The following is a 24,981-nucleotide window of genomic DNA, read 5'->3' on the forward strand; positions in this document are numbered from 1 at the left end:
AAATCCATTAAAAGGACCTGATTTCCAAACCACCGAAGAAACAAGTACCACGTAGAACCAATACTTTCTCCGGATCTACTTCTGTCTGACTGTACATTCGCTTATCCTCTACTCCTGCTGCAATATTGGTGATCTCCACTCGCACATCCCAATGAGGTGGCACCAGAATCTTAGTCCCTCCGAAGATCACATCTATCTGTAAATAAACAGTTCCTGAAAAATCCGCCTGCGTCAGATCCAGATCTATTCCTCCAAATGCTGCAGTCAGTTTACCACCTTCAAATTTCTTGGAAAGAACCCGCTTGTTGACTCCTGAGAAAATTGCATCGATATTGACACGATCATTGTAAGAAATCCCAGAAATACCCTGAAAATTTTTCTTGGCTCCATCAGAGGTATTTGACTTCGACTCATCTGAACCGGCTTGAGCCTCTGCACTGCTGGAATCACTGGAGTCCAAAGGACTTGACTGGAATTGCTTATTCCGCATTTGCTCCTGGACATTTTCCATGATTCGTTTTTCCTTTTGCTTCTGCGTGATCAGGTAGATCCCCAATGCTATCAAGCCTAGCGGAAGCAGGTAATTTTCAAGTCCGAAATCAAAATAGAATTCCCGCTCTAGCAGAAAATACACCCCTAAAAAGAGCATGATAAATCCAAAAAAGGATTTGAATTGATGCTTAATGGATACCACAAGGCCAATTACAATGAGAATCATGGGCCAACTTAGTAACCAGGAGGGATAGAAAATCCCGATCTTTCGAAGTAAAAGTAAAACGCCAAGGCCGAGAATAATGAACCCGAATATCAGGCCTCCGTCATTGTTGGATTTTGGTTTAGAATAGTTTGCCATCGCTTTGTTTGTTTAAAATTGATGATCAAAACTATCTCAGCTACCGCCAATTCAAGAATACTATTCGACTAGGCTGTTGAAAAATCGGTGAATGCTCCAAAAAAGTCGGTAAAAACTCCGGAGTTTTTTACCGACCGCCTCTCCTTTCGGCCAAATACGCTGCGTAATCCATATCTTCCGGCGTAGTAATCTTTATGTTTTCCGGATTTCCGGAGATAAGAGTCACTTCCCAGCCCTGATGCTCATACACGGTTGCATCGTCTGTAAACTGTGGTAATTCGGTAACCTGAAAAGCCTTTCTGATCCGCTTCAAATCAAAAGTTTGTGGAGTCTGTACCAAGCGGAAATATTGACGCTCTTGATAAAAGTTTTTTCCATCGTCAGTAAGCTTTCGAATGGAATCTTTCAAGGCGACCACAGCTACCGCGCTTCCTGTTTCCGCTGCCTTATCGAAACTTTCTTGGATGACTGATTCATTCACAAAAGGTCGCACGCCATCGTGGATAGCCACTAAGCCTTCCTCAAAAGAAATTGCGGATATACCGTTTTTAACAGACTGAAATCTGGAATTACCGCCCGCTATTAGCTGATGGGGTATCCGGAACTGAAACTTCAGACAGAGCTCTTTCCAATAAGCGAAATCATCTTTGGGAATCACCAAAATCAATTCAATCGCTGAATCCACTTGATGAAAAACTGATAAGGTATGCATCAGAATTGGCAACCCTGCTATCGGAAGATATTGCTTGGAGATCGGTGCACCCATGCGCGTCCCACGACCTCCGGCTACTAGTACAGCCGCTTTTTGCATTTTGTTTTTTTGCAAATCTAAAGTTTCCAAATTTACTTCAGGTAAATTCCTGATTAAGTCCCTGTAAAAATAAAAAAAGCTCCTTTTGGGAGCTTTTAGTATTTAGAGAATCAGCATTGCATCTCCGTAGGAGAAGAACCGATACTTTTCTTTGATTGCTTCTTTGTATGCTTTCATAATCAAATCATAGCCTCCGAATGCCGCTGCAGTCATCAATAAAGTAGACTCAGGCAAATGGAAATTCGTAATCATCGCATTGGCGATCTTAAACTCGTAAGGTGGAATGATAAACTTATCAGTCCATCCGCTGGAAGCTTTCAAATGATTGCTGGCAGTCACGGAAGATTCCACCGTCTTGAGAACGGTCGTACCTACTGCTACCACTCGCTTTTTGTGATCTAGAGCTTCGTTGACAAGCTTGACGGTTTTCTCAGGAATATCATAATTCTCTGAATCCATCTTATGCTTCGTCAAGTCTTCCACATCTACTTGTCTGAAAGTACCAAGACCCACATGAAGCGTAATTGGCGTTACTTCGATACCTTTCAGCTCCAATCGCTTCAAAAGATGCGGCGTAAAGTGAAGCCCTGCTGTAGGCGCAGCCACTGCACCGACATTCTTCGCAAAAACAGTCTGGTAACGGTCGCGATCTTCTGGCTCTACCTTTCTGTCGATGATTTCTTTCAACAACGGAGTCTCACCTAAGGTGTCAATAGCCTTATAGAACTCCTCGGGAGTGCCATCAAAAAGGAATCTGATCGTACGACCCCTAGAGGTGGTGTTGTCAATGACTTCAGCCACTAAGTCAGAATCGCCGAAGTAAAGTTTGTTTCCTACACGGATTTTTCTTGCGGGATCCACGAGAACATCCCACAGTCGGAGCTCAGGATTGAGTTCACGAAGAAGAAAAACTTCGATCTCAGCTCCTGTCTTCTCTTTGTTGCCGTATAATCTTGCCGGGAATACTTTGGTGTCGTTGGTGACAAAAACATCACCTTCGTCAAAATAATCCAGAATATCTTTAAAAGATCGATGCTCAAATTCCCCGGTTTTACGGTGAACGACCATCAAGCGTGATTCATCCCGATTGGGCGTTGGATACAAAGCAACAAGCTTTTTGGGGACGTCAAATTTGAAATCTGATAATTTCATAGAGAAGTTTTAGATGAATGGGATTCTTTAGAGTTTTTTCACTCTAAAAAGTGCAAAGATAAGAATATAATGTGCAAAATCCGCTAACTTTAGAGATTGATTTCACCAACTATAATGCCATGTTATTTTTGAGACTTTCTTGGGAAAGCTTCCGGTTCGCTATCAACGCACTGAAATCTAACCTTACCCGCACCACTCTTTCTCTATTGGGTGTAACCGTAGGTATCTTCGCGATCATCGCAGTATTCACACTGGTAGACTCCCTTGAAAACAATATCAAATCATCCTTTTCCTTTCTAGGAACCAACGTAATTCGTGTTGACAAATTCCCCTTCCAGTCTGGCCCTCCCGGAAATTTCCCCTGGTGGAAATATTTCAGAAGACCGAATAGCACTGTAGAGGAATATGAGTTTCTAAAAAGCAGATTGACCACCGCTGAGGGTATCACCATCGCAGCATCTGCTAGCACCACTGTCGCAGCAGGAAGTAATGCTTTCCAAGGTGTACAATTGACCGGAGCCTTCGAAGACTACTCAGACGTCTACGATGTACCCATCGAGGAGGGTCGTTTTTTCAACGGAAATGAAATCAAAGCTGCCCGAAATCTGGCAGTGATCGGAAAAACTATCGCTACGACCCTATTCCCTAATGAACCTGCACTCGGCAAAGAATTCAAAATGCGCGGTCTCAAGTTTGTCGTAGTAGGTGTTTTGGAAGAAGAAGGTAGCGGACTATTTGACCTTCCATCCAAAGACGAGGCCTGCATCATTCCTTACCCAACTTTCACCAAGCTTTTCAATACCGGGAAAAATGGTATCAATCCTACCATTGCCGCCAAGGGAAAAGAAGAAGATGTAGGTTTGGTCAATATTGAAAATGAAATGATTGGTCTCCTGAGAGCAAAAAGGGCATTGAAGCCAACCGAAGACGATACCTTTTCTCTAAACAAAACTGAGTTCCTCCAAAATGCCATTGGGTCTGTATTTGATGTAATTTCCGGTGCAGGCTGGGTGATCGGAGGATTTTCGATCCTTGTTGGAGGTTTTGGTATCGCCAATATCATGTTCGTATCGGTACGTGAGCGTACCAACATCATCGGAATTCAAAAGTCACTGGGAGCTAAGAATTACTTTATCCTTTTCCAGTTCCTGTTTGAAGCAGTTTGCCTAAGTCTAATCGGAGGAGGAGTTGGAATTATCCTCGTATACTTCCTCAGCTTTGTGCAGCTTGGAAGTTTGGATCTAGTCCTCTCCCCTGCCAATATCATCTTAGGTTTGGGGGTCTCATCGATCATCGGAGTGGTATCCGGAATCGTGCCAGCCACTTTAGCCGCCCGATTGGATCCGGTTGAAGCGATTCGAACAGCTTAAAAATAATTACTACCAAAAAAGGGAAGCTTTCAACGGCTTCCCTTTTTTTGTTTTGATGTCTCGTCCTGAAATAAGTTGACACAAACACGACTTATTATGGAAAAAGAGGACTTGCCTTTACTTAATGAGACTGCCACGCTTCGCTACTGATGACGAATAACTTTGTGCAAATTAAAATCATGTCAGTCCGAGCGGAGTCGAGAACCCTTCGATTTCGAGACTCTCGTCTCTTTAGTGCTCAGGGTGACTAAAACAGGTGCTTAATTTTAACTTCCGTCATCTGGTTTTGTGCATTATCCTAAATGTTAAGCCTCGCAGTGACGTCACCTCTGATAAAACCATTGTTTTTCCCTAAAAACCCTATTCTTCCATATCCCCCGCCGGATCAACTGGAATCAGACCTGAAGCAGCTTTGATTTTGGTTTCTAGCTCTTCCATCAATTCAGGATTGTCTAGAATTAGGTTCTTCACCGCATCTCGACCTTGACCTAGTTTTTCACCATTATAAGAGAACCATGAGCCTGCTTTCTTGATGATATCAAACTCAACCCCCAAGTCAATGATCTCCCCGACTTTGGAAATCCCCTGTCCGTACATGATATCAAACTCCACCACTTTGAAAGGTGGTGCCACCTTATTCTTGACCACTTTGACACGGGTACGGTTACCAGTGACATTATCAGCACTTTCTTTGATCTGACCAATACGACGGATATCCAGACGTACGGAAGCATAGAATTTCAAGGCATTACCACCCGTAGTAGTCTCTGGATTTCCAAACATCACCCCGATCTTCTCACGGAGCTGATTGATAAAAATACAAGAACAACCAGTCTTATTGATTGCACCGGTGAGCTTACGCAATGCCTGAGACATCAAGCGAGCCTGAAGACCCATTTTGCTATCTCCCATTTCACCTTCCAATTCACCTTTTGGCACCAAAGCAGCTACGGAGTCAATCACGATGATGTCAATTGCTCCAGAACGAATCAGATGCTCAGCAATCTCTAGAGCTTGCTCACCATTGTCAGGCTGTGAGATCAAGAGGTTTTCGATATCGATCCCCAGTTTCTCGGCATAGGTCTTATCAAAGGCATGCTCCGCATCAATAAATGCCGCAAGCCCACCCGCTTTCTGTGCTTCGGCAATGCAATGCATTGTCAAAGTCGTCTTACCGGAAGATTCCGGACCATAAATCTCAATCACACGACCACGGGGAATACCTCCAACTCCCAGAGCCAGGTCTAGACCAAGCGAACCGGTAGAAATAGCAGGGATATCCGCTACGTGATTGTCACTAAGCTTCATGACAGTGCCCTTTCCATAGGCCTTCTCCAGTTTATCGATGGTCAGTTGTAGTGCTTTTAATTTTTCTGCGTTATTACTCATGTGGATATTGATATAGATATTTCAAATAAAGTTAAAACTTGCTAAGCCATGGCCAAAATCATCCGCCGACTTGCTTTCGATAGGCAAATTCGTATTTTTCGTCACTATTCGGCATGCTTTTTCGTACCAAGCATAAAAATACCAGCTTTTTGTCAGGGATTGTCATAAAAGATGAACGTAATTACTAAAATAACATCACTTCTTCTCGCTTTGGCTCTTTTTCAGCCTTCTCTATGGGCTCAGGAAAAAAACTTTCCCTTCACCTATGGGGAGGAGTTGAACTTCGAAGTAAGCTATGGCTGGTTTAATCTGGCTGATGCCAAAATGGTAATTGCCAAAAATCCTGAAAAAATCGAGGACAAGGAGCATTTTAAGATTGACGTCTACGGAAAAACCAAAGGAGCCGCTACCATTTTTGGAAGAGTAAATGACAACTGGGGCACGATTTGGGACAAAGAAACCAAGCTTCCCTCAAGATCTTATCGACATATCGAAGAAGGGAGATACCGAAAGCATGAACAGGTATATTTTGACCATCAGGAAAAAAAAGCCGTGATGGAACTCTACGATCGGGAAAATAAAAACCTGGAGAAGGTTCAGGAATTTGATCTGCCCGGCAGCGTGCAGGATATCGTCAGTGGATTCTATTACCTCCGGACCCTAGACCTATCTAAAATGAACAAGGGACAGAGCGTAAACATCAAAGGTTTCTTTGACAAAGAAATATATAACATAAAATTAATCTACGAGGGTCAGGAGAAAATCAAAACCGACCTGGGCGAGGTAGATACCTACATTTTTTCACCACAAATCCCCAAGAACAAACTTTTCCGTGGTGAATACCCTGTGACTGTTTGGGTGACTCAGGATCAAAACAAAATTCCTGTAAAAATTAAGGCCAATCTCTTCTTGGGATCCCTGAATTTGGACCTGAAATCAGCCAAAGGACTTCGTTATTAACAGTCACAAATTCTTAACCCTGTCTTAACATTTCGGTCAAGGAAAGTCGCTGGGATTGATGTAAATTGGATAATTGCTGAACTAGGCCTCAAAAACTTGCTGCCTATCCTCAAATATTCTTTAATTTTATCCAAAATCAACTCCAAGAAACCCAATGGGCGACAAGAAGAAAATCAAAGTCCTGGTCGTAGATGACGAGCCGGACATTGTTGAGATTCTAAAGTACAACTTGCAGAAAGAAGGTTACGACGTCGAGACTGCCGAAGACGGAATCAAAGCGGTGAAAAAAGCCTCCAAATTTCATCCCGATGTCATACTACTCGATATCATGATGCCCAATCAGGACGGGGTCGAAACATGCCTGCAAATCCGGCAAATCCCTGAGTTGAAAAATACCTTCATCATCTTTTTGACAGCTCGAATGGAAGAGTATTCCGAAGTAGCTGCCTTTGATGTGGGTGCTGATGATTACATTACCAAGCCTATCAAACCGCGGGCATTGATGAGTAGGATATCTGCACTATTCCGGAGAGAATCCAAAAAAGAGCAGGAGCAGTCCCAAATCAAAATTCGAGATCTAGTAATCGATCGAGGCAGCTACACGATTGAAAAATCAGGCAAAACCATCACCCTTCCCAAGAAGGAATTCGAACTGTTGTTTTTCCTTGCCAAAAACCCTAATATGGTATTCAGTAGAGATGAGCTTCTTCAGAATATTTGGGGTGCTGACGTATTTGTACTGGCCCGCACCGTGGACGTACATATCCGAAAGGTTCGCGAAAAAATCGGAGATGACTACATCACTACTGTGAAAGGTGTAGGATACAAGTTCGATTTAGGATAATTCATGCTCAATACTTCCCGAGGGATTTCTTTTGTACTGGCTTTAGCCATTGCCTTGCTTGTCGTGGCTTTTTTATCCCTGCTGGATGAAGCAAGCTTTATTCTTATTTTGGTCGCAGGCGGTTTGGCTTTTTCATCTGCTTACCTGCTGATCACGATTACGCTGGAGTTTTTGGTCTTTCGGGAGATTGGAAACATCTACACCATGCTGGAGAAGATTCAGAAAAAGGATCTGTCCGAAATCTCTGACAAAAAATCCAAGTCATCCATCTCCCCACTTCGAAAGATCAATGCCGTGATCAATTCCTATGCTGTGGCGCGGCAAAAAGAAATCGACGCACTTCAGAAAAACGCCGAGTTCAGAAGGGAATTTATCGCAGATATCTCCCACGAGCTCAAAACACCCATTTTTGCCACGCAAGGCTATATCCATACTTTATTGGATGGGGCGATTGACGATAAGCAGGTGAGGATGAAATTCCTCAAGCGTGCTGCCAAAAGTCTAGACTCGTTGGATAATCTGGTCCAGGATCTTCTGACGCTTAATCAGATGGAAAGCGGGGTCATCAAGTTTGTCTTTGAAGACTTTGACCTGAAAGAAGTCATCGAAGAGGTCATGGAAGAGCTGGAGCACAAGGCCAGCAAGCGAAAGGTGCAGATTGATTTCAACTACGAAGCTGATAAGAATTACATCACTCATGCCGACCGGCAAAAAATCTATCGGGTCTGCCAAAACCTGATCTTCAATGCAGTCAAATACAATCATGACAAAGGCGAAGTCATCATTGGCTTGAAAGCTCACAAAAATCACATCCAAGTAGATATCAAAGACGATGGACAGGGAATCCCTCCTGAGGATCTGAAGCGAATTTTTGAGCGCTTCTACCGAGTGGAGAAGAGCCGAAACAAAAAAGAAGGCGGAACGGGATTGGGATTAGCGATTGTTAAGCATATTCTGGAAGGACACAAAAGCAAAATTTCTGTGAGCTCTACAGTGGGAAAAGGATCGATTTTTAGTTTTTCTTTGCCTTTGGTGAAAGAAAATAATCATGAAAATCCGTAAAAAATAAGCCCCACCTTTAATTTCGTCTTATCATCTTCACTGTATCTGAAAACGTAAACTCCGGGTAAAATTGTCCGCTTTCTAGGAGTTTTTTAAACTCTTCGGGAGTCAGTAGTATTCCGCCCTGAGACATATAAATGGGCTCACCCATGAGCCATGTTCGATTTTCTGAATCCGGATCGTTTATGGGACCTTTTACTCCCGTAGTATACCCTTGATTTTTAAGCTCATGCCCCAAAACTGATCGCATCAAATCAAAATTATCTAAAATAATGGGGGACCCCGTCGCTGTGAGTATTTTCAAATCCTCGCCTAGAATCAAAGTTTGCTCCCCATAGTCCTCACCCACTTCATTCTCCTCCTTGACCAATCCTTTCGAATCCAAAATTAAAGGGATATCAGAAGGCATCTTTTCCGACCAATTTGTCCTAAATTCATCGGAGTCGTAATCCAAGACAAATAAAAATCCAACAAACTGCCGATCGATTCCTGTCAAAAATTTACTCCACATTTCGATTTCTAGTTCGATACGAGGGTTGTCTACTTTGACAAATCGTACTATCGCAACCTCTTTATCCAACTCACGGCTAACTTGCTTGCTACTTTCTGTCATTACCTCTGACGAAAATAGGGGATCAAACTTTCTTTCCATTGACGCTTGACCAAAGGACTTCCCAAACATGAAAAAACAAGCTAAAATTAATACCGATCTAATTTTCATTACTAGGTAATTTATAAATCAATAATTCCGGGTCTCTTGTTGCACTAGATGCAAAAAGAAGTTTCCCATCAGGATCGACGGCAATGGCTTTTACAGGTTGCCCTAAATTTAATATAGCTTGCGGGTTTCCCTCCCAATCTAATTGATATACTTGACTAGGCAACAATCCAGACTTACGGATTTGCCCATCTGCTTGTCTCACTTTTTTACCAGAAAAAAGAAAGAAAATGGAAGACTTACTTCCTGATGAAGAAAAAAAATTCAATTCTTCATCTAATGAACCAACAGCCGACCTTGTTCCGTCGGATAGCTCCTCAACCTGAATGTAATCCTCACCCCAATTCCATTTCTGAATTTGGAGTTCATCATCTTTTTCGGTCAAAATACCAAATTCTGGATATGCTCGAATCCCATATGCAATCTTAGCTTCTGTCGGATGAGCGCAATAATAGGCCTGATGAGCTAGAGATTGAGATTCTCCACCAGGATAATCCCCATGGGTTTCAAATTGCTTTGTTGCCAAAGTATAGGATGCAAATCGATGCAAGTAGGTTGAACCAATCACCTTACCCTTGGCAAAAACCCTAGCTCCAATAAAGCGATCTCCATTTGTTTCAAAAGTAAATGAATTCAGGGGTTGCGGATTTTCTTTAAATAGATCTTCAACTGAATAGGTATAATTAAATAGACCATCGCCTATTATCAGCTGATTTTTTTGATAATCTGTCAAAAAATAGCCCCCTTCTGCAACTAACTCATTAGGACCCTCGCCTCGTTTACCAAAATTCTTGACAGCTCCAGTCTTGAGGTCAATAAGTTTAAAAGTATAATCATTCGTGAGGTATTCATTCACCACAACCACACTATCAATATAGCCTAGAATGTACATATTCCTAAAAAAGGGGCTTCCATCTGCAACTTCAAATGGGATTCTTTCAAGTTGAATTTCTTTGATTGCGGAAAAATAATCTTCAAAACTTTCACTCTTTTTAGATTCTTGACAAGAAACTAATAAACAAAAAAAAGCACCTATTATCATTAAGAGAAAAACTCCCTCTAACTTGGGTAAATTTGAAACTACAGGAACGTCCATTGATTTAAGCAAGGCACAAGTAAGGTACGCCATAGTATTCCCTGTAATCAGGATTAAAGGTAACCTTACAAATAGGTGGTACAGGTTGGCCATTAATATCACAACATATAGCATCAACATCCCCAAGTTCACCTGCCGTTAATTCAATTCCGAAATTAAATTTTACATCGAGATGACCAGAATTAGATGATTGACCAATTGCGGTCAAAAGTGATCCCCCTAAAAAAAGAAGCAAGACGAGTAAACCTATAAAATAATTTTTCATGACAATGCGTTTTCTTTAATTGAAATTATGTTATTCGTAAGCTAACCAATAAATAAACAAATAGCCACGTTTTTAGTCGTTTTTTGAAGTTAAATCACTGATTTCTAGCGAGCCTTCCCATAAATTTTCTGGGCAACTTCACTTTCACGGGCTGCGGTAATTTTGATTGTTTTTTTAAGTCTCTTTTAATTAATTTTAAAAAGACTTTATTACCGATATGAAAAAACTACTACTCTTTTTTCTAGTAATTTTAGCAGGATCTCTTTCTTCATGCGAAGAGGGTACACAACCCTGCTACCCTATTGATAACAATCGGATTAATATTCAGGTATTAGACAAAGCAGGCAAGGATCTCCTGGATCAAACTAATAAACTTGCCTTCAGCTCTAATCAGGTTAAAATCTTTTATGAGCGCAACGGATCACTGGAGGAATTCTACAATGGACAAATGACCAACATGCGAAGAAATTTTCGAATTATCCCGCCCGAGGCAGGGGAAGACTTCTATAGTATGGAAGTTATCTTGGATACCGAAAAAACAGTGATCCAATGGAATGCCTCGGACGCAGATACCCTTTTCGCCAATATTGTTCCAATCGGTGATCCGGATTATTGTCCTACAAGGATGATTAAAGAAGTCTATCATGAAGGAGAACTCAAATGGGGTGGATCCACATCCAAAACCGGAAGAGGATTTACCATTGTCAAAGAGCGATAGTTTTCTTTTTATACTTTCCAAATCCTTCTACGCGGAAGGATTTTTTTTAACCTTTCATTTCCCTACCTTTGCGCTCCCCTTGAAGTGACAGGGGAGATTTCATGAAGAAAGTAGATTTTAAGGCTCTTATTCTATTTGAAAACGAGGATTACTTGGTAATCAACAAGCCGCCTTACCTGTCGAGCTTAGACGATAGGCACGAGGCGCAGAACATTCTGGACCTTGCCAAGATGCACACAGCAGATGCCCAGCTGTGTCATCGCCTGGACAAGGAGACCTCCGGATGTCTGGTGATTGCCAAGAACCCAGCCGCCTACAGGCACTTGGCGATGCAGTTTGAAAATCGAAAAGTCAACAAAGTCTATCATGCTGTCGTCGAAGGGATCAAGGAATATGAGCAGTTGCTCGTAGATCGCAATCTCATCGCCTCGGCCAAAGGAGTCGCCAAAGTAAGTAAAGAAGGCAAGCCAGCCCAGACGGCTTTTCATACGATGAAGACCTACCGAGCCCACTCCCTGATCGAATGCCGCCCCATCACAGGAAGGCTACATCAGATTCGGGTTCATCTCGCTTTCCTTCAATCACCGATCTGCGGAGATGATCTTTACGGCGGGAAACCGCTCTACCTTTCTTCACTCAAGCGTCGCTTCAACTTGAAAAAAGAGACCGAAGAATTACCCATCATGCAGCGGGTTTCTTTGCATGCTTTTTCCATAGGATTTGAGGGTTTGGATGGAAAAGAGATCATTGTAAATGCTCCTTATCCAAAGGATTTTCAAGTATTGGTAAACCAGCTGGAGAAAAACAGCTGAAAATCAGTGTGAAAAAGTATCGAGGAATTCAGGTTTCTGAGGCTAAACCTATGAAATCGAACATTTTACCTATCCTAATTTAAGGATTACGGTAATGATGTGAGATTCCATGTGACCATTGAAAATCATCATAACCACATGAAAATTAGGAAGTAGCCTTGGAAATATTTTGCATGGAAAATAAAATACTTCTATCTTTGTGTCCCTTTTTGGGGGTCGAAAACATTTAACAAGCTAAAAATTAAACAGTTACACAGTGGATACTCTAAGCTATAAGACCATATCTGCCAATGACGCGACTGTAGACAAGCAATGGGTGGTAGTGGATGCCCAGGCTGCAGTTTTAGGTCGTTTGGCCAGTGAGGTAGCAAGAATCTTGAGGGGGAAAAACAAGCCCAACTTCACCCCTCACGTGGATTGTGGTGACAATGTCATCGTAATCAACGCAGACAAGGTCAGACTGACCGGTAGAAAGTGGGACGAAAAGGTATATGTACGTCATACCGGCTATCCCGGTGGTCAGCGTATCTCTACACCAAGATTGCTCAAGGAGAAATCCTCAGCTATACTAGTAGAGAAAGCCGTAAGAGGCATGCTGCCTAAGAACAGACTCGGAAGAAAAATGTACGGTAATCTGTATGTGTATGAAGGTGCTGAGCATCCTCATGAAGCACAGCAGCCAAAAACCATCACGCTCTAATCGATAAATCATGGACGTAATCAATACAATCGGTAGAAGAAAAACCTCTGTAGCCAGAATTTACCTAGCTCCAGGAAAAGGTGAAATTACCGTCAACAAAAGACCGATCGAAACGTATTTCCCATTCGATCTACACCAGATCGTCGTAAGACAACCTTTGGCTCTCGTAGGAGAAGAAGGCAACTTCGACATCAAGATCAATGTAGATGGTGGTGGAATCAAAGGACAGGCAGAAGCTGCCCGTATGGCGATCGCCAGAGCACTTTGTGAAGTAAATGAAGAGCACAGAGGCGCATTGAAAAAAGAAGGATTCTTGACTCGTGACCCAAGAATGGTCGAGCGTAAGAAGCCAGGACGTAGAAAAGCAAGAAGAAGATTCCAATTCTCCAAGCGTTAATCGGAACTTCCTCCATTATATTAGAAACCAATTTATTTCATGTCAAAAATCGAATACAAAGACTTACTGGATGCTGGTGTTCACTTCGGACACTTGACGAGAAAGTGGGATCCCCGTATGGCTCCATTCATTTTTATGGAGAAAAACGGAATCCATTTGATCGACCTCAACAAAACCCTTGCCTGCCTCGAAGAAGCATCCGCCGCAGTCAAGCAGATCGTAAGATCAGGAAAGAAAGTGATGTTTGTCGCTACCAAAAAGCAAGCTAAAGACTTGGTAGCTGATGAAGCACGTCGTCTCAACATGCCTTACGTGACCGAAAGATGGTTGGGTGGTATGCTGACCAACTTTGCCACTATCCGCAAATCCTTGAAGAAAATGTCTTCTTTGGATAAGATGATGAAGGAAGATGCCTTCAAAAACATGGCAAAGAAGGAGAGACTGATGATCTCCAGACAAAAGGACAAAATGGAAAACGTACTAGGCGGTATCGCTGATTTGACTCGTCTTCCTGCAGCCCTTTTTGTGGTAGACATCAAGCGTGAGCACATCGCCATCGCTGAAGCACACAAGCTTGGTATCCCTGTTTTCGCCTTGGTAGATACGAACTCCAACCCTAACGAGGTGGACTTCCCTATCCCAGCCAATGACGATGCGTACAAATCTGTCAATCTTCTAGTAAAAGCATTTGGTGCGGCCATCGAAGAAGGTCTAGCTGAGCGCAAGAAAGAAAAAGAAGAAGCTAAACTTACCGAAGAGGAAGAAGCTAAAAGAGCAGTGGACGCAGAAACCAAAGAGTAAAATCCACACAGATTTTGAAATATTAAAAAATTGAACATCCGGCTCAGGTCGATGTTCAATTTTTTGTTTTAACCAATCTCCGGGTCGCTAATTTGCTTCCCAATCAAGAAGAATTTCTATCGTTTAATTCCATAAATAGATCAAAAATGGCAATTACTGCACAAGACGTAAACAAACTGAGACAAATGACCGGTGCCGGTATGATGGACTGCAAGAAAGCTTTGACAGAAGCAGAAGGTGACTTCGACAAAGCGGTAGACATCCTCCGTAAAAAAGGTCAAAAAGTATCTGCTTCCAGAGCAGACCGTGAGACCAAAGAAGGTCAAGTAGTAACGCATGTATCCGAAGACGGAAAAACAGGAACTATCCTTTCATTGACTTGCGAAACTGACTTCGTAGCAAAGAATGATGAATTCGGAGCTTTTGCCAATACACTTTTGAACTTGGCAGTTGAAAAAGGAGCTAAATCAGCAGAGGAGCTCTTGGCTCTACCTTTCGAAAACATCACTGTAACTGAGAAAATCGTCGAAATGACCGGTAAAATCGGTGAGAAAATCGAAGTATCTCATTTCGAAATCGTCAACGCTGAAGCGGTAGTTCCTTACATCCACTCCAATGGCAAATTGGGTGTATTGGTAGGTCTAAGCAACACCAGCGGTGCTGATGTTGAAGAAGCCGGAAAAGACGTTGCGATGCAAATCGCTGCTATGAATCCTGTAGCAGTAGATAAAGACGGCGTAGATGCCTCTACAATCGAGCGTGAAATCGAAGTAGGTAAAGACCAGGCAAGAGCTGAAGGAAAGCCTGAAGAGATGTTGGAAAAAATTGCGATGGGCAAATTGAACAAGTTCTACAAAGAGAACACTTTGCTTAGCCAGTCTTTTGTGAAAGACAATTCTAAAACCATCGCTCAATACCTTGACGGTGTGAGCAAAGGCATGACTGTTTCCTCATTCAAGCGTATTTCTATCGGGTAATCAATCCATGAATGATATCAAAAACCCTTCTGGAGAAATCTAGAAGGGTTTTTCTTTGGATCAGCACAAAGAAAAAGGTCACTGCTTCCAGCGACCTTTTTCTTATTCTTTTCCCTTCATAAATAAAAGCTTTTTGATCTAGCTTCTTGTCTCTGATTTCTTACTTCTATCTCAGGGTTCTAATGCGGCAACTCCCGGAAGCACCTTTCCTTCCATGTATTCCAGCAAAGCTCCTCCGCCAGTAGAAACGAAGGACACCTGATCACCAAAGCCAAATTTGTTGACGGCAGCAGCAGAATCTCCACCACCGATCAAAGAGAAGGCTCCCTGCTGAGTGGCTTCTACGACCGCCTCAGCAATCGCCTTGGTTCCTTTGTCAAAGGACTCCATCTCAAAGACACCCATCGGGCCATTCCAAAGAATAGTCTTGGACTTCAATACTGTCTCGGCAAACAGCTCACGTGTTTTAGGACCTATATCCAATCCCATCCAGCCATCTGGGATTTCACCCTTATTGGCCAAGCCCTGCTCCGCATCATTTGCAAAAGCTTTCGAAATCACCGTATCCAAGGGAAGAATCAAATTCACTCCCTTGGCCTTAGCCTTTTCCATCAGTTCCAATACAAAGTCCAACTTATCAGCTTCCAAAAGGGAATCCCCAATCGTACCACCCTGTGCTTTCGCAAAAGTGTAAGACATTCCTCCACCGATAATCAGATTATCTACTTTGTCCAAAAGTCTTTCGATGATCAAAATCTTATCCGAAATCTTAGCCCCCCCCATGATGGCTGTATACGGCCGCTCAGGGTTTCCAAGGACCTTGTCGGCATTCTCCAACTCAGAAAGCATCACATAGCCACAAACTTTATCATTGAAAAACTGTGCAATTACAGCTGTAGATGCATGTGCTCTGTGAGCTGTTCCGAAGGCATCATTGACATAGATATCCCCCATGCCAGCTAGTTTCTTGGCAAATTCAGCATCTCCTTTTTCTTCCTCTTTGTAAAAACGGAGATTCTCCAGAAGCAATACCTCCCCTGCCTTCAATCCTGCAGCCAGATTCTTAGCTTCAGACCCAATACAATCCGGCGCAAACTTGACAGGACGTCCAAGAGCTTTCTCCAAATCAAGAAGGATATGCTTGAGGGAAAATTTATCCTCAGGTCCGCTTTTTGGACGTCCAAGGTGGGACATCAAAATAGCCGAACCTCCATCATTCAAAATCTTTTGAATGGTTGGTAAAGCAGCTTGGATTCGGGTATCATCCGTTACTTTTTGGTTATCATCCAAGGGAACATTAAAATCCACACGGATCAGTGCCTTCTTACCTTCAAAACTTAAATTATCGACATTTTTAATTCTAGGATTCATAATAGAATTTAGTTTAATAGATTTCAGTTTATTTCAAAAACTGCCTGAATTTATTAAGAATTCGGACAAAAAACGACTTTCAATCAGCCTAATGCCGCTGCTCGGCGAAGACGATCATTGATCGCTCGTCCTAAGCCCTCCTCGGGCATCCACTCTGCCAAAATAAGATTCACATCACTTTCGTCCAGACTTCGCATATAGCCAAAAAGATGGCGGGCTGCTTCGGCCAAATCAGCCGCATCACTCAGTTGATATTGGGGAAAATCTGCGGGAAGGGGAAAGTCCCGAGCTAGGCTTAATACCGCAAAACGCTCGCCTTTCTCCAAATATTCAGGAATCAATCTTTCCAAATCACCCACCAAAAATGGTTTTCTCGGTGCATAATGGCTTTTGAGTAGTCCCGGTGCTGCAGGATTGGAACTGCTATGAGATCGAACCTCTACCTTTCCAACAATCTTTTCAATTTCCCGAAGGTCCAAACCGCCCATTCGATAAATCACTAATTGATCTTCCTCCATCCCAACGATGGTACTCTCTAAGCCTATCTGACAGGCACCTCCATCCAAAATATACTGAATTTTATCACCCAGCTGGGCTTGTACGTGCCCAGCCTGCGTCGGGCTGATATACCCAAATGGATTGGCACTTGGTGCAGCTAGGGGGAAAGCTAGCTCTCCAAGAAGCTTCAATGCGACAGGATGCTGAGGAACCCGAACGGCAACCCGCTCCAGACCGGCCGTTACCAAGTCAGAAATAATTTCTTTTTTCGGAAGTAATAGGGTCAAAGGGCCCGGCCAAAAAGCTATCGCCAACTTTTCCAAAGGCTGAGGAACTTCCTTCACGAAGGCCTTCAATTTTTCAAACGAGTCCGTATGAAGAATTAAAGGATCGAATGAAGGTCTGTTTTTGGCTTCAAAAATTTTGGCAACGGCTTGATCATTCAAGGCATTACCTGCCAAACCATACACCGTCTCAGTCGGAATAGCGACTAAGTTTCCGTCTGCTAGAATTTGCTTTGCCTCGGCGATATCTTTTCCGATGACAGCCATGATCAATCACAGAAATCGTTGATCCAGGTTTCAGCCTCCTGATAGCCTAGGGAAAGCGCCATTTTCAAATCCGCACAACCTTCATTCTTTTGGTTGAGTGCACTCAAACGAGTGACGCCCAAAAGATAATAGGCCGCTCCGTTTTTGGGATCCAGATTGACCGCATTGGTAAGAGACTCTAGCGCACCTACCGGGTCGTTGTTACCCATTTGCGCTTTTCCTTTGTTGAAGTGAACTAAGGCCTGATTGGGGTTGGACTGAAGAGCCATATCAAAGTCTAAGATCGCATCCTCGTAGGATTCATTGCTCAGCAAAGCAACGCCACGATTATAGTAAATATCGGTTTGGGCAGGATCCAGACGATTAGCCATGTTGTAATCGGAGATTGCTTCCTTGAAATTCCCCAACTCAAAATGGGCATTTCCACGGTTGAACCATGGCTTGTAACTGGCGGAATCGGCCTCAATTCCCTGAGAAAAAACAGGAATCGCTTCTTTGTATTTTTCCATTTGGAAAAGAGCCACTCCTTTAGCATTCAATGCTTGTCCTTGAGAAGGGTTTTGATCCAATACTCGGTCGAAAAGGGAAATAGCTCCTTCCCATTCCTGAGAATCCATTTTTTCTATTCCCGCTTTCATCAGCTCCTCCTCGCTTGGCGAACAAGCAGAAAAGCCTATTAGCAATAATGCAACTATCCAGATTTTTCTCACGATTCAAATGATTTTGGCGCAAAGATAGGCAATCAGGCGCTCTTGTGCAGGTCTGATTCCAAAATAGCTCGATGTTCGGCTGGAATCGGAACTGGCTTCATATTTTTCATGGACACAGATACCATGACAGTTTTACATTTTGCAAAAATGGTAGATTGATCTTCACTGGCTAAAACCTGCTCCAGATCAAATGATGAATTCCCCACACGGGTACAACTGACCCAAGCCTGGACTTTGTCATCCAAATGAATGGGCTTTACGTAATCGAGCTCAATTCGTGCCACTACAGTACCAATCTCCATGATGTTCCAGTCGCATTTCTCGTAAAGGTATTGGGCACGGGCATGCTCGAAATAATTGAAGAAGATCCCATTATTGACGTGCATGTAGCCATCTATGTCCGAAAAACGAACCTGAATGGGAACCGAGAATTGAAAATTTTCCAAGGGGAAAGATCGCTTTTGGGTTACAGTAGAATCTCAGATTTGCTGGTTTTCTCTAGCATGCGCAGAATGGATGGGTTATATCCAATCATATCAGCCACCGCATCAAAACTAAACCAAGCCAATGAAATACTTTCATCACTCATCTGTAGCGGCTCATCGATATCAGCCTCAATCAGAAACCGTACATCGTAATGAAAATGCTCGGAAACGTGCGGACGCTCAGGAATGATGTGCTTGTCCAAATCAAAAATTCGTTCTTCGACGAGCATAAGGTTTTTAAGCCCGCTTTCCTCTCCAGCTTCCTTGAGAGCTACCTCGATGAGATTCTCATTTCCGTCTGCGTGCCCTCCCAGCTGCAGCCAGCGCCCGAGTTTTCGATGAAGTGTTAATAGTGTATGTGTCCGATCCTTATTGACAATCCAAGATGAAGCCGTGAAATGCCCTGCCAATCGCTCCCGCTTATAGGCCAAAGGATCCAAAGTCAATTCTGCAAAATCCTTGACAAAGGCCGCTTCCTCTTCGTAGGGAGTTCGGTAAGTTTCCAGCTGGTTTTTTAATATCGTTCTATCCATGTTGTGTTTCGAATAATCGGTCCATCATCTGATCAAAAGGTTTGGCATTTTGATATAGGCGATCGGAATAGACCGTGACTAAGAGTTTTAGGTAGCTGGGTTTATTGTCCACACTTATTTTCTCGATGCTTACATTGCCGAAGAGCTGAGAAATCAACTCATTCTCTACAGGAGCTTGAAGCGGAGGCTTCAAGTAAAACTTTTCGGTAACTCGAACCTGATTATTGATTTCTTCCATTTTCCGGTCCAAGCTCACCTGCTTATACCCCAAAGCTAGGATGCGTCGGGAGAAAGCCAAGAAAAGTTTAGAAAAAGTTTCTGCTGTAAAGGGAGGCTCAAAGGTGACAGCAAAGCCATTCGCATAGGGAGACTGAAAAAGATGTACCTGAGGGCTCTCGTTGATCCCTGTTCGCTTGAGATGATAGCTTCTATACACCTTATCAAAAAGGCCAGCTGCTTCTTCGGTTTCTATCCACCGATCGATCTCTTCCAAGTCAGCCTCCTTGACCGCATAGTTTTCCTTATGCTTGACAGGTGATTTGGCTGGGTTTTTAAAGATTTTGCCAAATAGATCATCGAAGAAATTATTCATTGATGGATAGTTTAAGATTCCCTTGGGATGTCACTTGAAGTTGGCCTTCATCTGTAAGTCTTCGTACCAATTGGGCAAGAATCTCAGACTTTTTGCTGCTGAGGTGACTTTGCAATAGACTCTCTTTTAACTCTCCATGCTGCCTCAAAGTTTCGAACAGCCAGGCTTTCAGGTTCCTTTCTTCCTGCTCGGGGTTCTTGGAAAGTTGGATACACCAGTCACAAATTCCACATTTTTTATCAGTTTCTTCTCCGAAATACTCCTGGATAAATTGTGTCCGACAAAGAAGATTTTGATGAGCATACATGACCATACTTTTGGCCTTTTCCAGTGTCAACTCTCTTCGAAGGTCTATTCGTTTTACATTCAAAGGCAATTTTCCCGCATCGTATCGCCCTGTCAAAAAGGTGATTTGCGGCTTGTCCTTGCGCTTTTCATAGTCAATGATATCCATTTGGGTCATCTTCTCAAGCGACTTGATAACCTGGGTTTCGGAAGTTTCCAGCAGCTTGGAGAGCTTCGATTCCTGAATTTTGATGTACTCTGAAAACAGATTTCCCCCATAGGTTCGAAGCAAAATTTTGATCAATGGATCTAGCTTTGCCTGTGAAATCTGAAACTCATACAGCTGCTGGGGGTTGACCAGAAAATGAATTTTTGAAGGGCTAAAAAAGCTTTCATTCATTCCGATAAAACCTTCCTCTTCGAGAACTTTCAAGGCATAAAAAGTTTCCAGCACACCAAGGTTATAAGTTTTTGCAAATTCTCCCCACTCAAAATCGAAGCTGCTGAGCATATTACTTCCCACTGCGATCTGAAAATAATTTGCCAGGGACTGGTAAACCCGCTTGACAAATTCAATATGAGGATAGACCAGGGCCGCCTGCTCCATCAGTTTTTCAAGATTCTCTTCGCTGCAAAGCAAAACCGCATAGGCCGGCTTGCCATCTCTTCCTGCTCTTCCAGCCTCCTGATAGTAGCTTTCGATATTTTCAGGCACATCCGAATGCAAAACGATCCGAACATCCGGCTTGTCAATCCCCATCCCAAAGGCATTGGTAGCTACCATCACCCGAACATTCCCCTTCATCCATTCTTGCTGACGCTTAGAGCGGTCTGCCATGGACATTCCGGCATGGTAGTACGTTGCTGAGATTCCCAATTGACCCAAAGCCTTGGCAATATCCTGCGTAGCCTGTCGGTTCCGAACATACCAAATAGCGGAACCAGGAATACGGCTTAAGATTTCCTTCGCTTTGACGAGTTTGTTTTCAACCATGCGAACATGGTATCCCAGATTTTCACGGGCAAAACTCTGTCGGAAAATCACCGGGTTTTTCATTTCCAGCTTTTCCTGGATATCCTCCACAACTTGGGGGGTAGCAGATGCAGTCAATGCCAAGATCGGCACATTCGGATGAAAGGGCTTAATCTCAGCAATCTCCAAATAAGGTGGCCGAAAATCATAGCCCCACTGTGAAATACAATGAGCTTCATCGACGGCAATCAGATTGACGGGCATTTGCTTGAATCGCTCCAAAAAAAGCTCCGATTTGAGACGCTCGGGAGACACATAGAGGAATTTATAATTCCCGTGCACGCAATTATCTAATACTCGGTCTATTTCCCGATAGCTCATTCCTGAATAGATGGCTTGAGCCAAAATCCCCTTACTTTTGAGTTGATCGACTTGATCCTTCATCAAAGCAATCAAAGGGCTAATGACCAGACAAATCCCTTCCTGTACAAGAGCCGGAATTTGGTAGCAGAGAGACTTCCCTCCCCCAGTAGGCATGAGCGCAAAAGTATCTTTCCCATCCAAAACAGACAGGATCACTTGCTTTTGGACCGGACGAAAATCATCGTGCCCAAAAACCTGCTTTAAGATATCTTTGGCCTGCTTTTCCAATTACCAGTTTGGGGTTTCTTTATTCAAAAAAGTAGCAATTCCGTCCTTACAATCCTGATGCGAGCGGGACTCTGCATTCATTTTTGCAGCGAGCAGCAATTTTTGTTCGCGTTCCTCCCGATGAATATTTCGCAGCAAAAGTTTAGTTGCCCGCATGGAATTGGCAGAATTTTTTTCTACCAGTCTTCCAGCAAATTCGGCAACCGTTTCCATCAGTTGATCTGACTCAGCGAGTTCGGTGATAAGGCCAAGATTAGCTGCCTTTTGCGCAGAAATCAAATCACCAGAAAGGAGTAATTCCTGAGTTTTGGCGGCGCCAATCTGCTCCTGAAGGAATACAGAAACCAAAGCAGGAATAAAGCCGATTCGAACTTCCGTATAGCCAAAAAGTGCCTCAGGCACTGCGAAAGCAAAATCACAAACTGTCACCAAACCACAGCCACCTGCCAAAGCATGCCCTTGCACAGCGGCTATAATGGGCTTAGGGAAATTATAAATCCGATCAAACAGGCTCATCAGCCGCATACTGTCCTCCAAGTTTTCTTCGGGAGTAAAGTCCTGCATCTTTTGAATGTAAGCGAGGTCAGCCCCGGCACAAAATGCTTTCCCTGCAGCTGCCAAAATCACCACCTTCACATCTTCCTCATTCTCCACCCGATCCAAAATTTCCAAAAGCCCACTGACTAATTCTGGACTCATGGCATTTCGCTTTTCGGGGCGATTAAGGGTGATTTTTCCTATCCTATAAGATTTTTCAAAAAGGACAATATCGTTCATTATTCTTTGGGTTTACTTGGACAAGTTAGGACAGTGTAGGGCTTTTTCAAAAAGTCAGTCGAAGAGCAGTAAAAGGAATCTCTAAGCTTTTGGAATCTGAATGTTTAATCCATCCTTGAGAATCCCACATTTGAATATTCTGAGGAGATTTTTGACCCAAAACCATTCGCTTTCCATTTATTGTCAAATCCAATTCGGAGAAATATAAATCACCTTCTTGGGTAGAGAAAACCTGAAGTTCCTGAGGATCATTTCCCCAATTGCTTTTGACACGATTTGGAAGAATCACATAATCTGCATCTTCCGAAGAAATACTTTGATTATAGGATTTCAATTCTACTCCTGTCCAATAATCAATGGCCCAACCTTCCTCTGCCCGGTAGATGACCACTTCTGGATTTTGATTGAAAATCAACTGAAGCATGCCACTCATAGCCCAAACAAACAATAAAGCTACTGACCAAAAAGCAAGCTGTTTCTTTGGAACATACTCCCATGCCGCCCAAACTAGCAGCAATGACCAAACCAAAAGCATGGTGACTGGCTGAATGGTGAGTTCGTTTAAGCGGAAAGGCAAGAGCCGAAAGGCCTCCAAAATCCAAAGTTCCAGCTGAATTAAACTGCCGACTACCCACCCCAAAGCTTTTCCCAAAAAAGGAATCCAGCCGATTAATAACATGGGAATCCCAACCTGCATGATTAAGAAGGTGATAGGAATAACCAACAGGTTGGCTGGCAGAAACCAAACCGGAAAACTATGGAAATACCAGACTGAAAGTGGAAAAGTAGCGAGCTGCGCCGCAATTGAGACTGCTCCAAGCTGCCAGAGGTATTCTAAAATTCGACTTTTCGGATACCAGACCCTTACGATGAGTGGTTGAAGCAAGACGATTCCTGCTACTGCCAAATAGGAAAGTTGGAATCCAACTTCTGTGATCACTCCCGGATTAACGGCAATCATTAAAATCGCCGAGAAGGCCAAAATATTGAATATGGGTGGCTTGCGATCCCGAAGCTGACCGAGGACAATCAAGGTAAACATGACAGATGCCCGCACTACGGAAGGAGAAAGACCCGTAATAGTCGCGTATGTCCAAATGACCAAAACCAGAACTAAGAGATAGCTTTTTCGAGCCAATCCGGATAATTTCAGAGGCCGAATCAAGAACAACAAAACCGCTACCAGAATCCCAACATGAAGTCCAGAGACTGCCAAAATATGCATAACACCAGCTTCAGAATAAGCCTGCCGGGTAGATCGATCCAATTGGTTCTTTTGACCGAGAAGTAGAGCTTTAGCAATAGGCAAAGAAGACTTCTGAGGAATGTGTTTCTCTAGGAGGTCACTTAGACTTTTCCGTAAATCATCAGCAAAGAAGTAGAATGGTCGATTAGTTTCAACAGATATAATCTGTGATTTTCCCTCCGGGATAAATTGTCTGGCAGTGATGCCTTTTCGAGAAAGAAAGCCTTTGTAGTCAAATTCATTTGGGTTTCTGGGAGCTTCAATCTGCTCCGGCTTATCGGACACGAGTACCCATTGGCCGGGGATAAACTCGCTTGCTGATTGATGATAAATGATGATTTGCTGGTTGACTTTGATCCATTTGGAAGAATCAAAATAATACTGGGCTAAAAGCAGATTTTCCTTGGAGTTGGGCTTTTGCAGATCATAAGCTTGTACTTGGGCAAGGTAAGGACCATCCAATACAGTTTCTTTTTGCTCTTCCCGATGAAAAGAAGGGAGCAACCAACCCAACACAATCAACTGTGAATACGCTAACCAGGTCAATATGGAAAGATCTGCCTTTTGACGGACTGCTAAAAAGTAAATCAACCACAGAAGTACTATCGAAATCAAAAAAACCAACTTGGAAACCCCAAAAGGAAACAGAAAACTCAAGCAGATTCCTGCCAAGAAAAATAGAAGGTATCTCAAAAAAGGATAATCGGAAAACCTCATCTTCAAAAAGCTTTCCTACAATTTACGGTAAAAAAAAGCCATCCCAAAAACTTAGGATGGCTTCATAAGAAATTTTTAGATCTTAAAACCGATAGCCAAGGCTAAACCCACCGTTGAGTTCTATTCTTGTAAATCGATCTGCGACCTCATTACTAAATCCTCTAGCAATACTGACATAGGGTCCAAATGCAAAGCTTTCTGAAAGCTCCCACTTAAATCCGGCACCGACTCCAATCATAAAGGCATTCATATTGGTGGTTGCGATACCGCCATCTACAGGCTCTTCAAATTCACCAAACCGAATCTTCGCTAGTGGGTAAAGAAAGAACCTACCGTTTGGGTTGGTCCCAAAGTAAAAATTCATGGCAGCCTGAACAGAATTTGTTTTGTAATTCTTTCCGTTAGCCTGAGAATTATACCCAAATCTATCATTGATATGCAATTGCAGATCGAGTGAAGTATCCTCTGAAAGAAACTTCTCGTATCCAATTTCAATCGATCCAAGGGCAATCAGATTTGCGAAATTTAGTTTGATTTCATTCGTTCGATCTCCACTAAAGGCATTGCCACTACTACTGGAGACGACGGTTTGACTGTAAGCATTGAACCCAAAAACCAGGGTTAAAAGAAGAATGGTTAAATTTTTCATATTTAGATTCTAAACAAT

Annotated in this window: 27 protein-coding genes; 10 read left to right on the forward strand and 17 right to left on the reverse strand. The window is 42.9% G+C overall.

Annotated features, from left to right (window positions below):
* Window positions 1–7: 7 nt before the first annotated feature.
* From OU792_RS09195 to queA, 3 genes are all read right to left on the reverse strand, one after another.
* Complete coding sequence (locus tag OU792_RS09195; protein WP_026945286.1) at window positions 8–853, reverse strand: LiaF transmembrane domain-containing protein; 846 nt, start codon at window positions 851–853, stop codon at window positions 8–10.
* A gap of 127 nt (window positions 854–980) precedes the next feature.
* A complete protein-coding gene (locus OU792_RS09200) occupies window positions 981–1,664 on the reverse strand; it encodes a 2-C-methyl-D-erythritol 4-phosphate cytidylyltransferase (RefSeq protein WP_274670005.1) in 684 nt (227 codons plus the stop codon).
* A 102-nt stretch (window positions 1,665–1,766) separates the two neighbouring features.
* Window positions 1,767–2,816: a tRNA preQ1(34) S-adenosylmethionine ribosyltransferase-isomerase QueA gene (gene queA / locus OU792_RS09205; protein ID WP_026945284.1), complete on the reverse strand. Its 1,050-nt coding sequence runs from the start codon at window positions 2,814–2,816 to the stop codon at window positions 1,767–1,769.
* Window positions 2,817–2,935: 119 nt separating this feature from the next.
* Here queA and OU792_RS09210 point away from each other — a divergent pair, with 119 nt between their 5' ends.
* On the forward strand, window positions 2,936–4,186 hold the full coding sequence (locus tag OU792_RS09210) for an ABC transporter permease (protein WP_026945283.1): 1,251 nt from the start codon (window positions 2,936–2,938) through the stop codon (window positions 4,184–4,186).
* A 360-nt stretch (window positions 4,187–4,546) separates the two neighbouring features.
* Here OU792_RS09210 and recA read toward each other — a convergent pair whose 3' ends face one another.
* On the reverse strand, window positions 4,547–5,575 hold the full coding sequence (gene recA / locus OU792_RS09215; protein WP_026945282.1) for a recombinase RecA: 1,029 nt from the start codon (window positions 5,573–5,575) through the stop codon (window positions 4,547–4,549).
* Between the two features lie 171 nt (window positions 5,576–5,746).
* Here recA and OU792_RS09220 point away from each other — a divergent pair, with 171 nt between their 5' ends.
* The 3 genes from OU792_RS09220 to OU792_RS09230 all read left to right on the forward strand — a co-directional run bounded on the left by OU792_RS09220 (window position 5,747) and on the right by OU792_RS09230 (window position 8,441).
* Window positions 5,747–6,535, forward strand: a complete 789-nt coding sequence (locus tag OU792_RS09220) for a DUF3108 domain-containing protein (protein WP_134202299.1) — start codon at window positions 5,747–5,749, stop codon at window positions 6,533–6,535.
* Between the two features lie 154 nt (window positions 6,536–6,689).
* Window positions 6,690–7,379: a response regulator transcription factor gene (locus OU792_RS09225; RefSeq protein WP_026945280.1), complete on the forward strand. Its 690-nt coding sequence runs from the start codon at window positions 6,690–6,692 to the stop codon at window positions 7,377–7,379.
* Between the two features lie 3 nt (window positions 7,380–7,382).
* Window positions 7,383–8,441, forward strand: coding sequence for a sensor histidine kinase (locus OU792_RS09230; RefSeq protein WP_134202297.1), 1,059 nt, complete (start codon window positions 7,383–7,385; stop codon window positions 8,439–8,441).
* A 16-nt stretch (window positions 8,442–8,457) separates the two neighbouring features.
* Here the strand turns inward: OU792_RS09230 and OU792_RS09235 are convergent, their stop codons facing one another.
* The 3 genes from OU792_RS09235 to OU792_RS09245 are packed head-to-tail and all read right to left on the reverse strand — an operon-like array spanning window position 8,458 to window position 10,520.
* A complete protein-coding gene (locus OU792_RS09235; protein ID WP_134202296.1) occupies window positions 8,458–9,162 on the reverse strand; it encodes a hypothetical protein in 705 nt (234 codons plus the stop codon).
* Entirely contained in the window at window positions 9,152–10,255 is a 1,104-nt protein-coding gene (locus tag OU792_RS09240; RefSeq protein ID WP_222584687.1) for a TolB-like 6-bladed beta-propeller domain-containing protein, read from the reverse strand. The genes OU792_RS09235 and OU792_RS09240 overlap by 11 nt, the downstream gene beginning before the upstream one ends.
* Before the next feature lie 4 nt (window positions 10,256–10,259).
* Complete coding sequence (locus OU792_RS09245; protein ID WP_134202294.1) at window positions 10,260–10,520, reverse strand: hypothetical protein; 261 nt, start codon at window positions 10,518–10,520, stop codon at window positions 10,260–10,262.
* Between the two features lie 217 nt (window positions 10,521–10,737).
* On the opposite strand from OU792_RS09245, the gene OU792_RS09250 reads away from it, so the two are divergent.
* The 6 genes from OU792_RS09250 (at window position 10,738) to tsf (ending at window position 14,925) form a co-directional block, all read left to right on the forward strand.
* Window positions 10,738–11,238 carry a hypothetical protein gene (locus OU792_RS09250; RefSeq protein ID WP_134202293.1) on the forward strand — a complete coding sequence of 167 codons (501 nt, stop codon included), beginning with the start codon at window positions 10,738–10,740 and terminating at the stop codon, window positions 11,236–11,238.
* A gap of 101 nt (window positions 11,239–11,339) precedes the next feature.
* Window positions 11,340–12,050, forward strand: coding sequence for an RluA family pseudouridine synthase (locus OU792_RS09255; RefSeq protein ID WP_274670006.1), 711 nt, complete (start codon window positions 11,340–11,342; stop codon window positions 12,048–12,050).
* A 256-nt stretch (window positions 12,051–12,306) separates the two neighbouring features.
* Window positions 12,307–12,750: a 50S ribosomal protein L13 gene (gene rplM, locus OU792_RS09260; RefSeq protein ID WP_026945277.1), complete on the forward strand. Its 444-nt coding sequence runs from the start codon at window positions 12,307–12,309 to the stop codon at window positions 12,748–12,750.
* 10 nt (window positions 12,751–12,760) lie between these two features.
* Window positions 12,761–13,147, forward strand: coding sequence for a 30S ribosomal protein S9 (rpsI, locus tag OU792_RS09265; protein ID WP_026945276.1), 387 nt, complete (start codon window positions 12,761–12,763; stop codon window positions 13,145–13,147).
* Between the two features lie 39 nt (window positions 13,148–13,186).
* On the forward strand, window positions 13,187–13,948 hold the full coding sequence (gene rpsB / locus OU792_RS09270) for a 30S ribosomal protein S2 (RefSeq protein WP_026945275.1): 762 nt from the start codon (window positions 13,187–13,189) through the stop codon (window positions 13,946–13,948).
* 146 nt (window positions 13,949–14,094) lie between these two features.
* Window positions 14,095–14,925: a translation elongation factor Ts gene (tsf, locus tag OU792_RS09275; RefSeq protein ID WP_274670007.1), complete on the forward strand. Its 831-nt coding sequence runs from the start codon at window positions 14,095–14,097 to the stop codon at window positions 14,923–14,925.
* 171 nt (window positions 14,926–15,096) lie between these two features.
* Here the strand turns inward: tsf and OU792_RS09280 are convergent, their stop codons facing one another.
* From OU792_RS09280 to OU792_RS09325, 10 genes are all read right to left on the reverse strand, one after another.
* Window positions 15,097–16,296: a phosphoglycerate kinase gene (locus OU792_RS09280; RefSeq protein ID WP_222584681.1), complete on the reverse strand. Its 1,200-nt coding sequence runs from the start codon at window positions 16,294–16,296 to the stop codon at window positions 15,097–15,099.
* 83 nt (window positions 16,297–16,379) lie between these two features.
* Window positions 16,380–17,345: an L-threonylcarbamoyladenylate synthase gene (locus OU792_RS09285; RefSeq protein WP_274670008.1), complete on the reverse strand. Its 966-nt coding sequence runs from the start codon at window positions 17,343–17,345 to the stop codon at window positions 16,380–16,382.
* 2 nt (window positions 17,346–17,347) lie between these two features.
* Window positions 17,348–18,055 (reverse strand): tetratricopeptide repeat protein, encoded by a 708-nt coding sequence (locus tag OU792_RS09290; protein ID WP_274670009.1) that lies wholly within the window; start codon window positions 18,053–18,055, stop codon window positions 17,348–17,350.
* A 32-nt stretch (window positions 18,056–18,087) separates the two neighbouring features.
* Window positions 18,088–18,501, reverse strand: a complete 414-nt coding sequence (locus OU792_RS09295) for an acyl-CoA thioesterase (protein ID WP_274670010.1) — start codon at window positions 18,499–18,501, stop codon at window positions 18,088–18,090.
* A gap of 20 nt (window positions 18,502–18,521) precedes the next feature.
* A complete protein-coding gene (locus OU792_RS09300) occupies window positions 18,522–19,073 on the reverse strand; it encodes an NUDIX hydrolase (protein ID WP_274670011.1) in 552 nt (183 codons plus the stop codon).
* Window positions 19,066–19,665 carry a hypothetical protein gene (locus OU792_RS09305; protein WP_026945268.1) on the reverse strand — a complete coding sequence of 200 codons (600 nt, stop codon included), beginning with the start codon at window positions 19,663–19,665 and terminating at the stop codon, window positions 19,066–19,068. The genes OU792_RS09300 and OU792_RS09305 overlap by 8 nt, the downstream gene beginning before the upstream one ends.
* Complete coding sequence (locus tag OU792_RS09310; protein WP_274670012.1) at window positions 19,658–21,574, reverse strand: RecQ family ATP-dependent DNA helicase; 1,917 nt, start codon at window positions 21,572–21,574, stop codon at window positions 19,658–19,660. The genes OU792_RS09305 and OU792_RS09310 overlap by 8 nt, the downstream gene beginning before the upstream one ends.
* Window positions 21,575–22,351 (reverse strand): enoyl-CoA hydratase/isomerase family protein, encoded by a 777-nt coding sequence (locus OU792_RS09315; RefSeq protein WP_274670013.1) that lies wholly within the window; start codon window positions 22,349–22,351, stop codon window positions 21,575–21,577. It abuts the gene before it with no gap.
* Window positions 22,352–22,397: 46 nt separating this feature from the next.
* Window positions 22,398–24,314 carry a ComEC/Rec2 family competence protein gene (locus OU792_RS09320; RefSeq protein WP_274670014.1) on the reverse strand — a complete coding sequence of 639 codons (1,917 nt, stop codon included), beginning with the start codon at window positions 24,312–24,314 and terminating at the stop codon, window positions 22,398–22,400.
* An 82-nt stretch (window positions 24,315–24,396) separates the two neighbouring features.
* Entirely contained in the window at window positions 24,397–24,963 is a 567-nt protein-coding gene (locus OU792_RS09325) for a DUF3575 domain-containing protein (RefSeq protein ID WP_134202283.1), read from the reverse strand.
* Window positions 24,964–24,981 lie beyond the last annotated feature (18 nt).

Origin of the sequence: Algoriphagus sp. NF (assembly GCF_028823735.1) — a bacterium.
GTDB classification, from domain to species: Bacteria; Bacteroidota; Bacteroidia; order Cytophagales; family Cyclobacteriaceae; genus Algoriphagus; species Algoriphagus marincola.

Bases quoted from the DNA above. Each gene is read 5' to 3' on its own strand.
- OU792_RS09230 (WP_134202297.1), top strand. From the start codon at position 7,383: ATGCTCAATACTTCCCGAGGGATTTCTTTTGTACTGGCTTTAGCCATT.
- OU792_RS09220 (WP_134202299.1), top strand. From the start codon at position 5,747: ATGAACGTAATTACTAAAATAACATCACTTCTTCTCGCTTTGGCTCTT.
- OU792_RS09280 (WP_222584681.1), bottom strand. From the start codon at position 16,296: ATGAATCCTAGAATTAAAAATGTCGATAATTTAAGTTTTGAAGGTAAG.
- OU792_RS09305 (WP_026945268.1), bottom strand. From the start codon at position 19,665: ATGAATAATTTCTTCGATGATCTATTTGGCAAAATCTTTAAAAACCCA.
- queA (WP_026945284.1), bottom strand. From the start codon at position 2,816: ATGAAATTATCAGATTTCAAATTTGACGTCCCCAAAAAGCTTGTTGCT.
- OU792_RS09315 (WP_274670013.1), bottom strand. From the start codon at position 22,351: ATGAACGATATTGTCCTTTTTGAAAAATCTTATAGGATAGGAAAAATC.
- OU792_RS09245 (WP_134202294.1), bottom strand. From the start codon at position 10,520: ATGAAAAATTATTTTATAGGTTTACTCGTCTTGCTTCTTTTTTTAGGG.
- OU792_RS09320 (WP_274670014.1), bottom strand. From the start codon at position 24,314: ATGAGGTTTTCCGATTATCCTTTTTTGAGATACCTTCTATTTTTCTTG.
- OU792_RS09200 (WP_274670005.1), bottom strand. From the start codon at position 1,664: ATGCAAAAAGCGGCTGTACTAGTAGCCGGAGGTCGTGGGACGCGCATG.
- OU792_RS09240 (WP_222584687.1), bottom strand. From the start codon at position 10,255: ATGGACGTTCCTGTAGTTTCAAATTTACCCAAGTTAGAGGGAGTTTTT.
- OU792_RS09210 (WP_026945283.1), top strand. From the start codon at position 2,936: ATGTTATTTTTGAGACTTTCTTGGGAAAGCTTCCGGTTCGCTATCAAC.
- OU792_RS09225 (WP_026945280.1), top strand. From the start codon at position 6,690: ATGGGCGACAAGAAGAAAATCAAAGTCCTGGTCGTAGATGACGAGCCG.
- tsf (WP_274670007.1), top strand. From the start codon at position 14,095: ATGGCAATTACTGCACAAGACGTAAACAAACTGAGACAAATGACCGGT.
- OU792_RS09250 (WP_134202293.1), top strand. From the start codon at position 10,738: ATGAAAAAACTACTACTCTTTTTTCTAGTAATTTTAGCAGGATCTCTT.
- OU792_RS09300 (WP_274670011.1), bottom strand. From the start codon at position 19,073: ATGGATAGAACGATATTAAAAAACCAGCTGGAAACTTACCGAACTCCC.
- rpsB (WP_026945275.1), top strand. From the start codon at position 13,187: ATGTCAAAAATCGAATACAAAGACTTACTGGATGCTGGTGTTCACTTC.
- OU792_RS09325 (WP_134202283.1), bottom strand. From the start codon at position 24,963: ATGAAAAATTTAACCATTCTTCTTTTAACCCTGGTTTTTGGGTTCAAT.
- rpsI (WP_026945276.1), top strand. From the start codon at position 12,761: ATGGACGTAATCAATACAATCGGTAGAAGAAAAACCTCTGTAGCCAGA.
- OU792_RS09195 (WP_026945286.1), bottom strand. From the start codon at position 853: ATGGCAAACTATTCTAAACCAAAATCCAACAATGACGGAGGCCTGATA.
- OU792_RS09255 (WP_274670006.1), top strand. From the start codon at position 11,340: ATGAAGAAAGTAGATTTTAAGGCTCTTATTCTATTTGAAAACGAGGAT.
- OU792_RS09285 (WP_274670008.1), bottom strand. From the start codon at position 17,345: ATGGCTGTCATCGGAAAAGATATCGCCGAGGCAAAGCAAATTCTAGCA.
- recA (WP_026945282.1), bottom strand. From the start codon at position 5,575: ATGAGTAATAACGCAGAAAAATTAAAAGCACTACAACTGACCATCGAT.
- OU792_RS09235 (WP_134202296.1), bottom strand. From the start codon at position 9,162: ATGAAAATTAGATCGGTATTAATTTTAGCTTGTTTTTTCATGTTTGGG.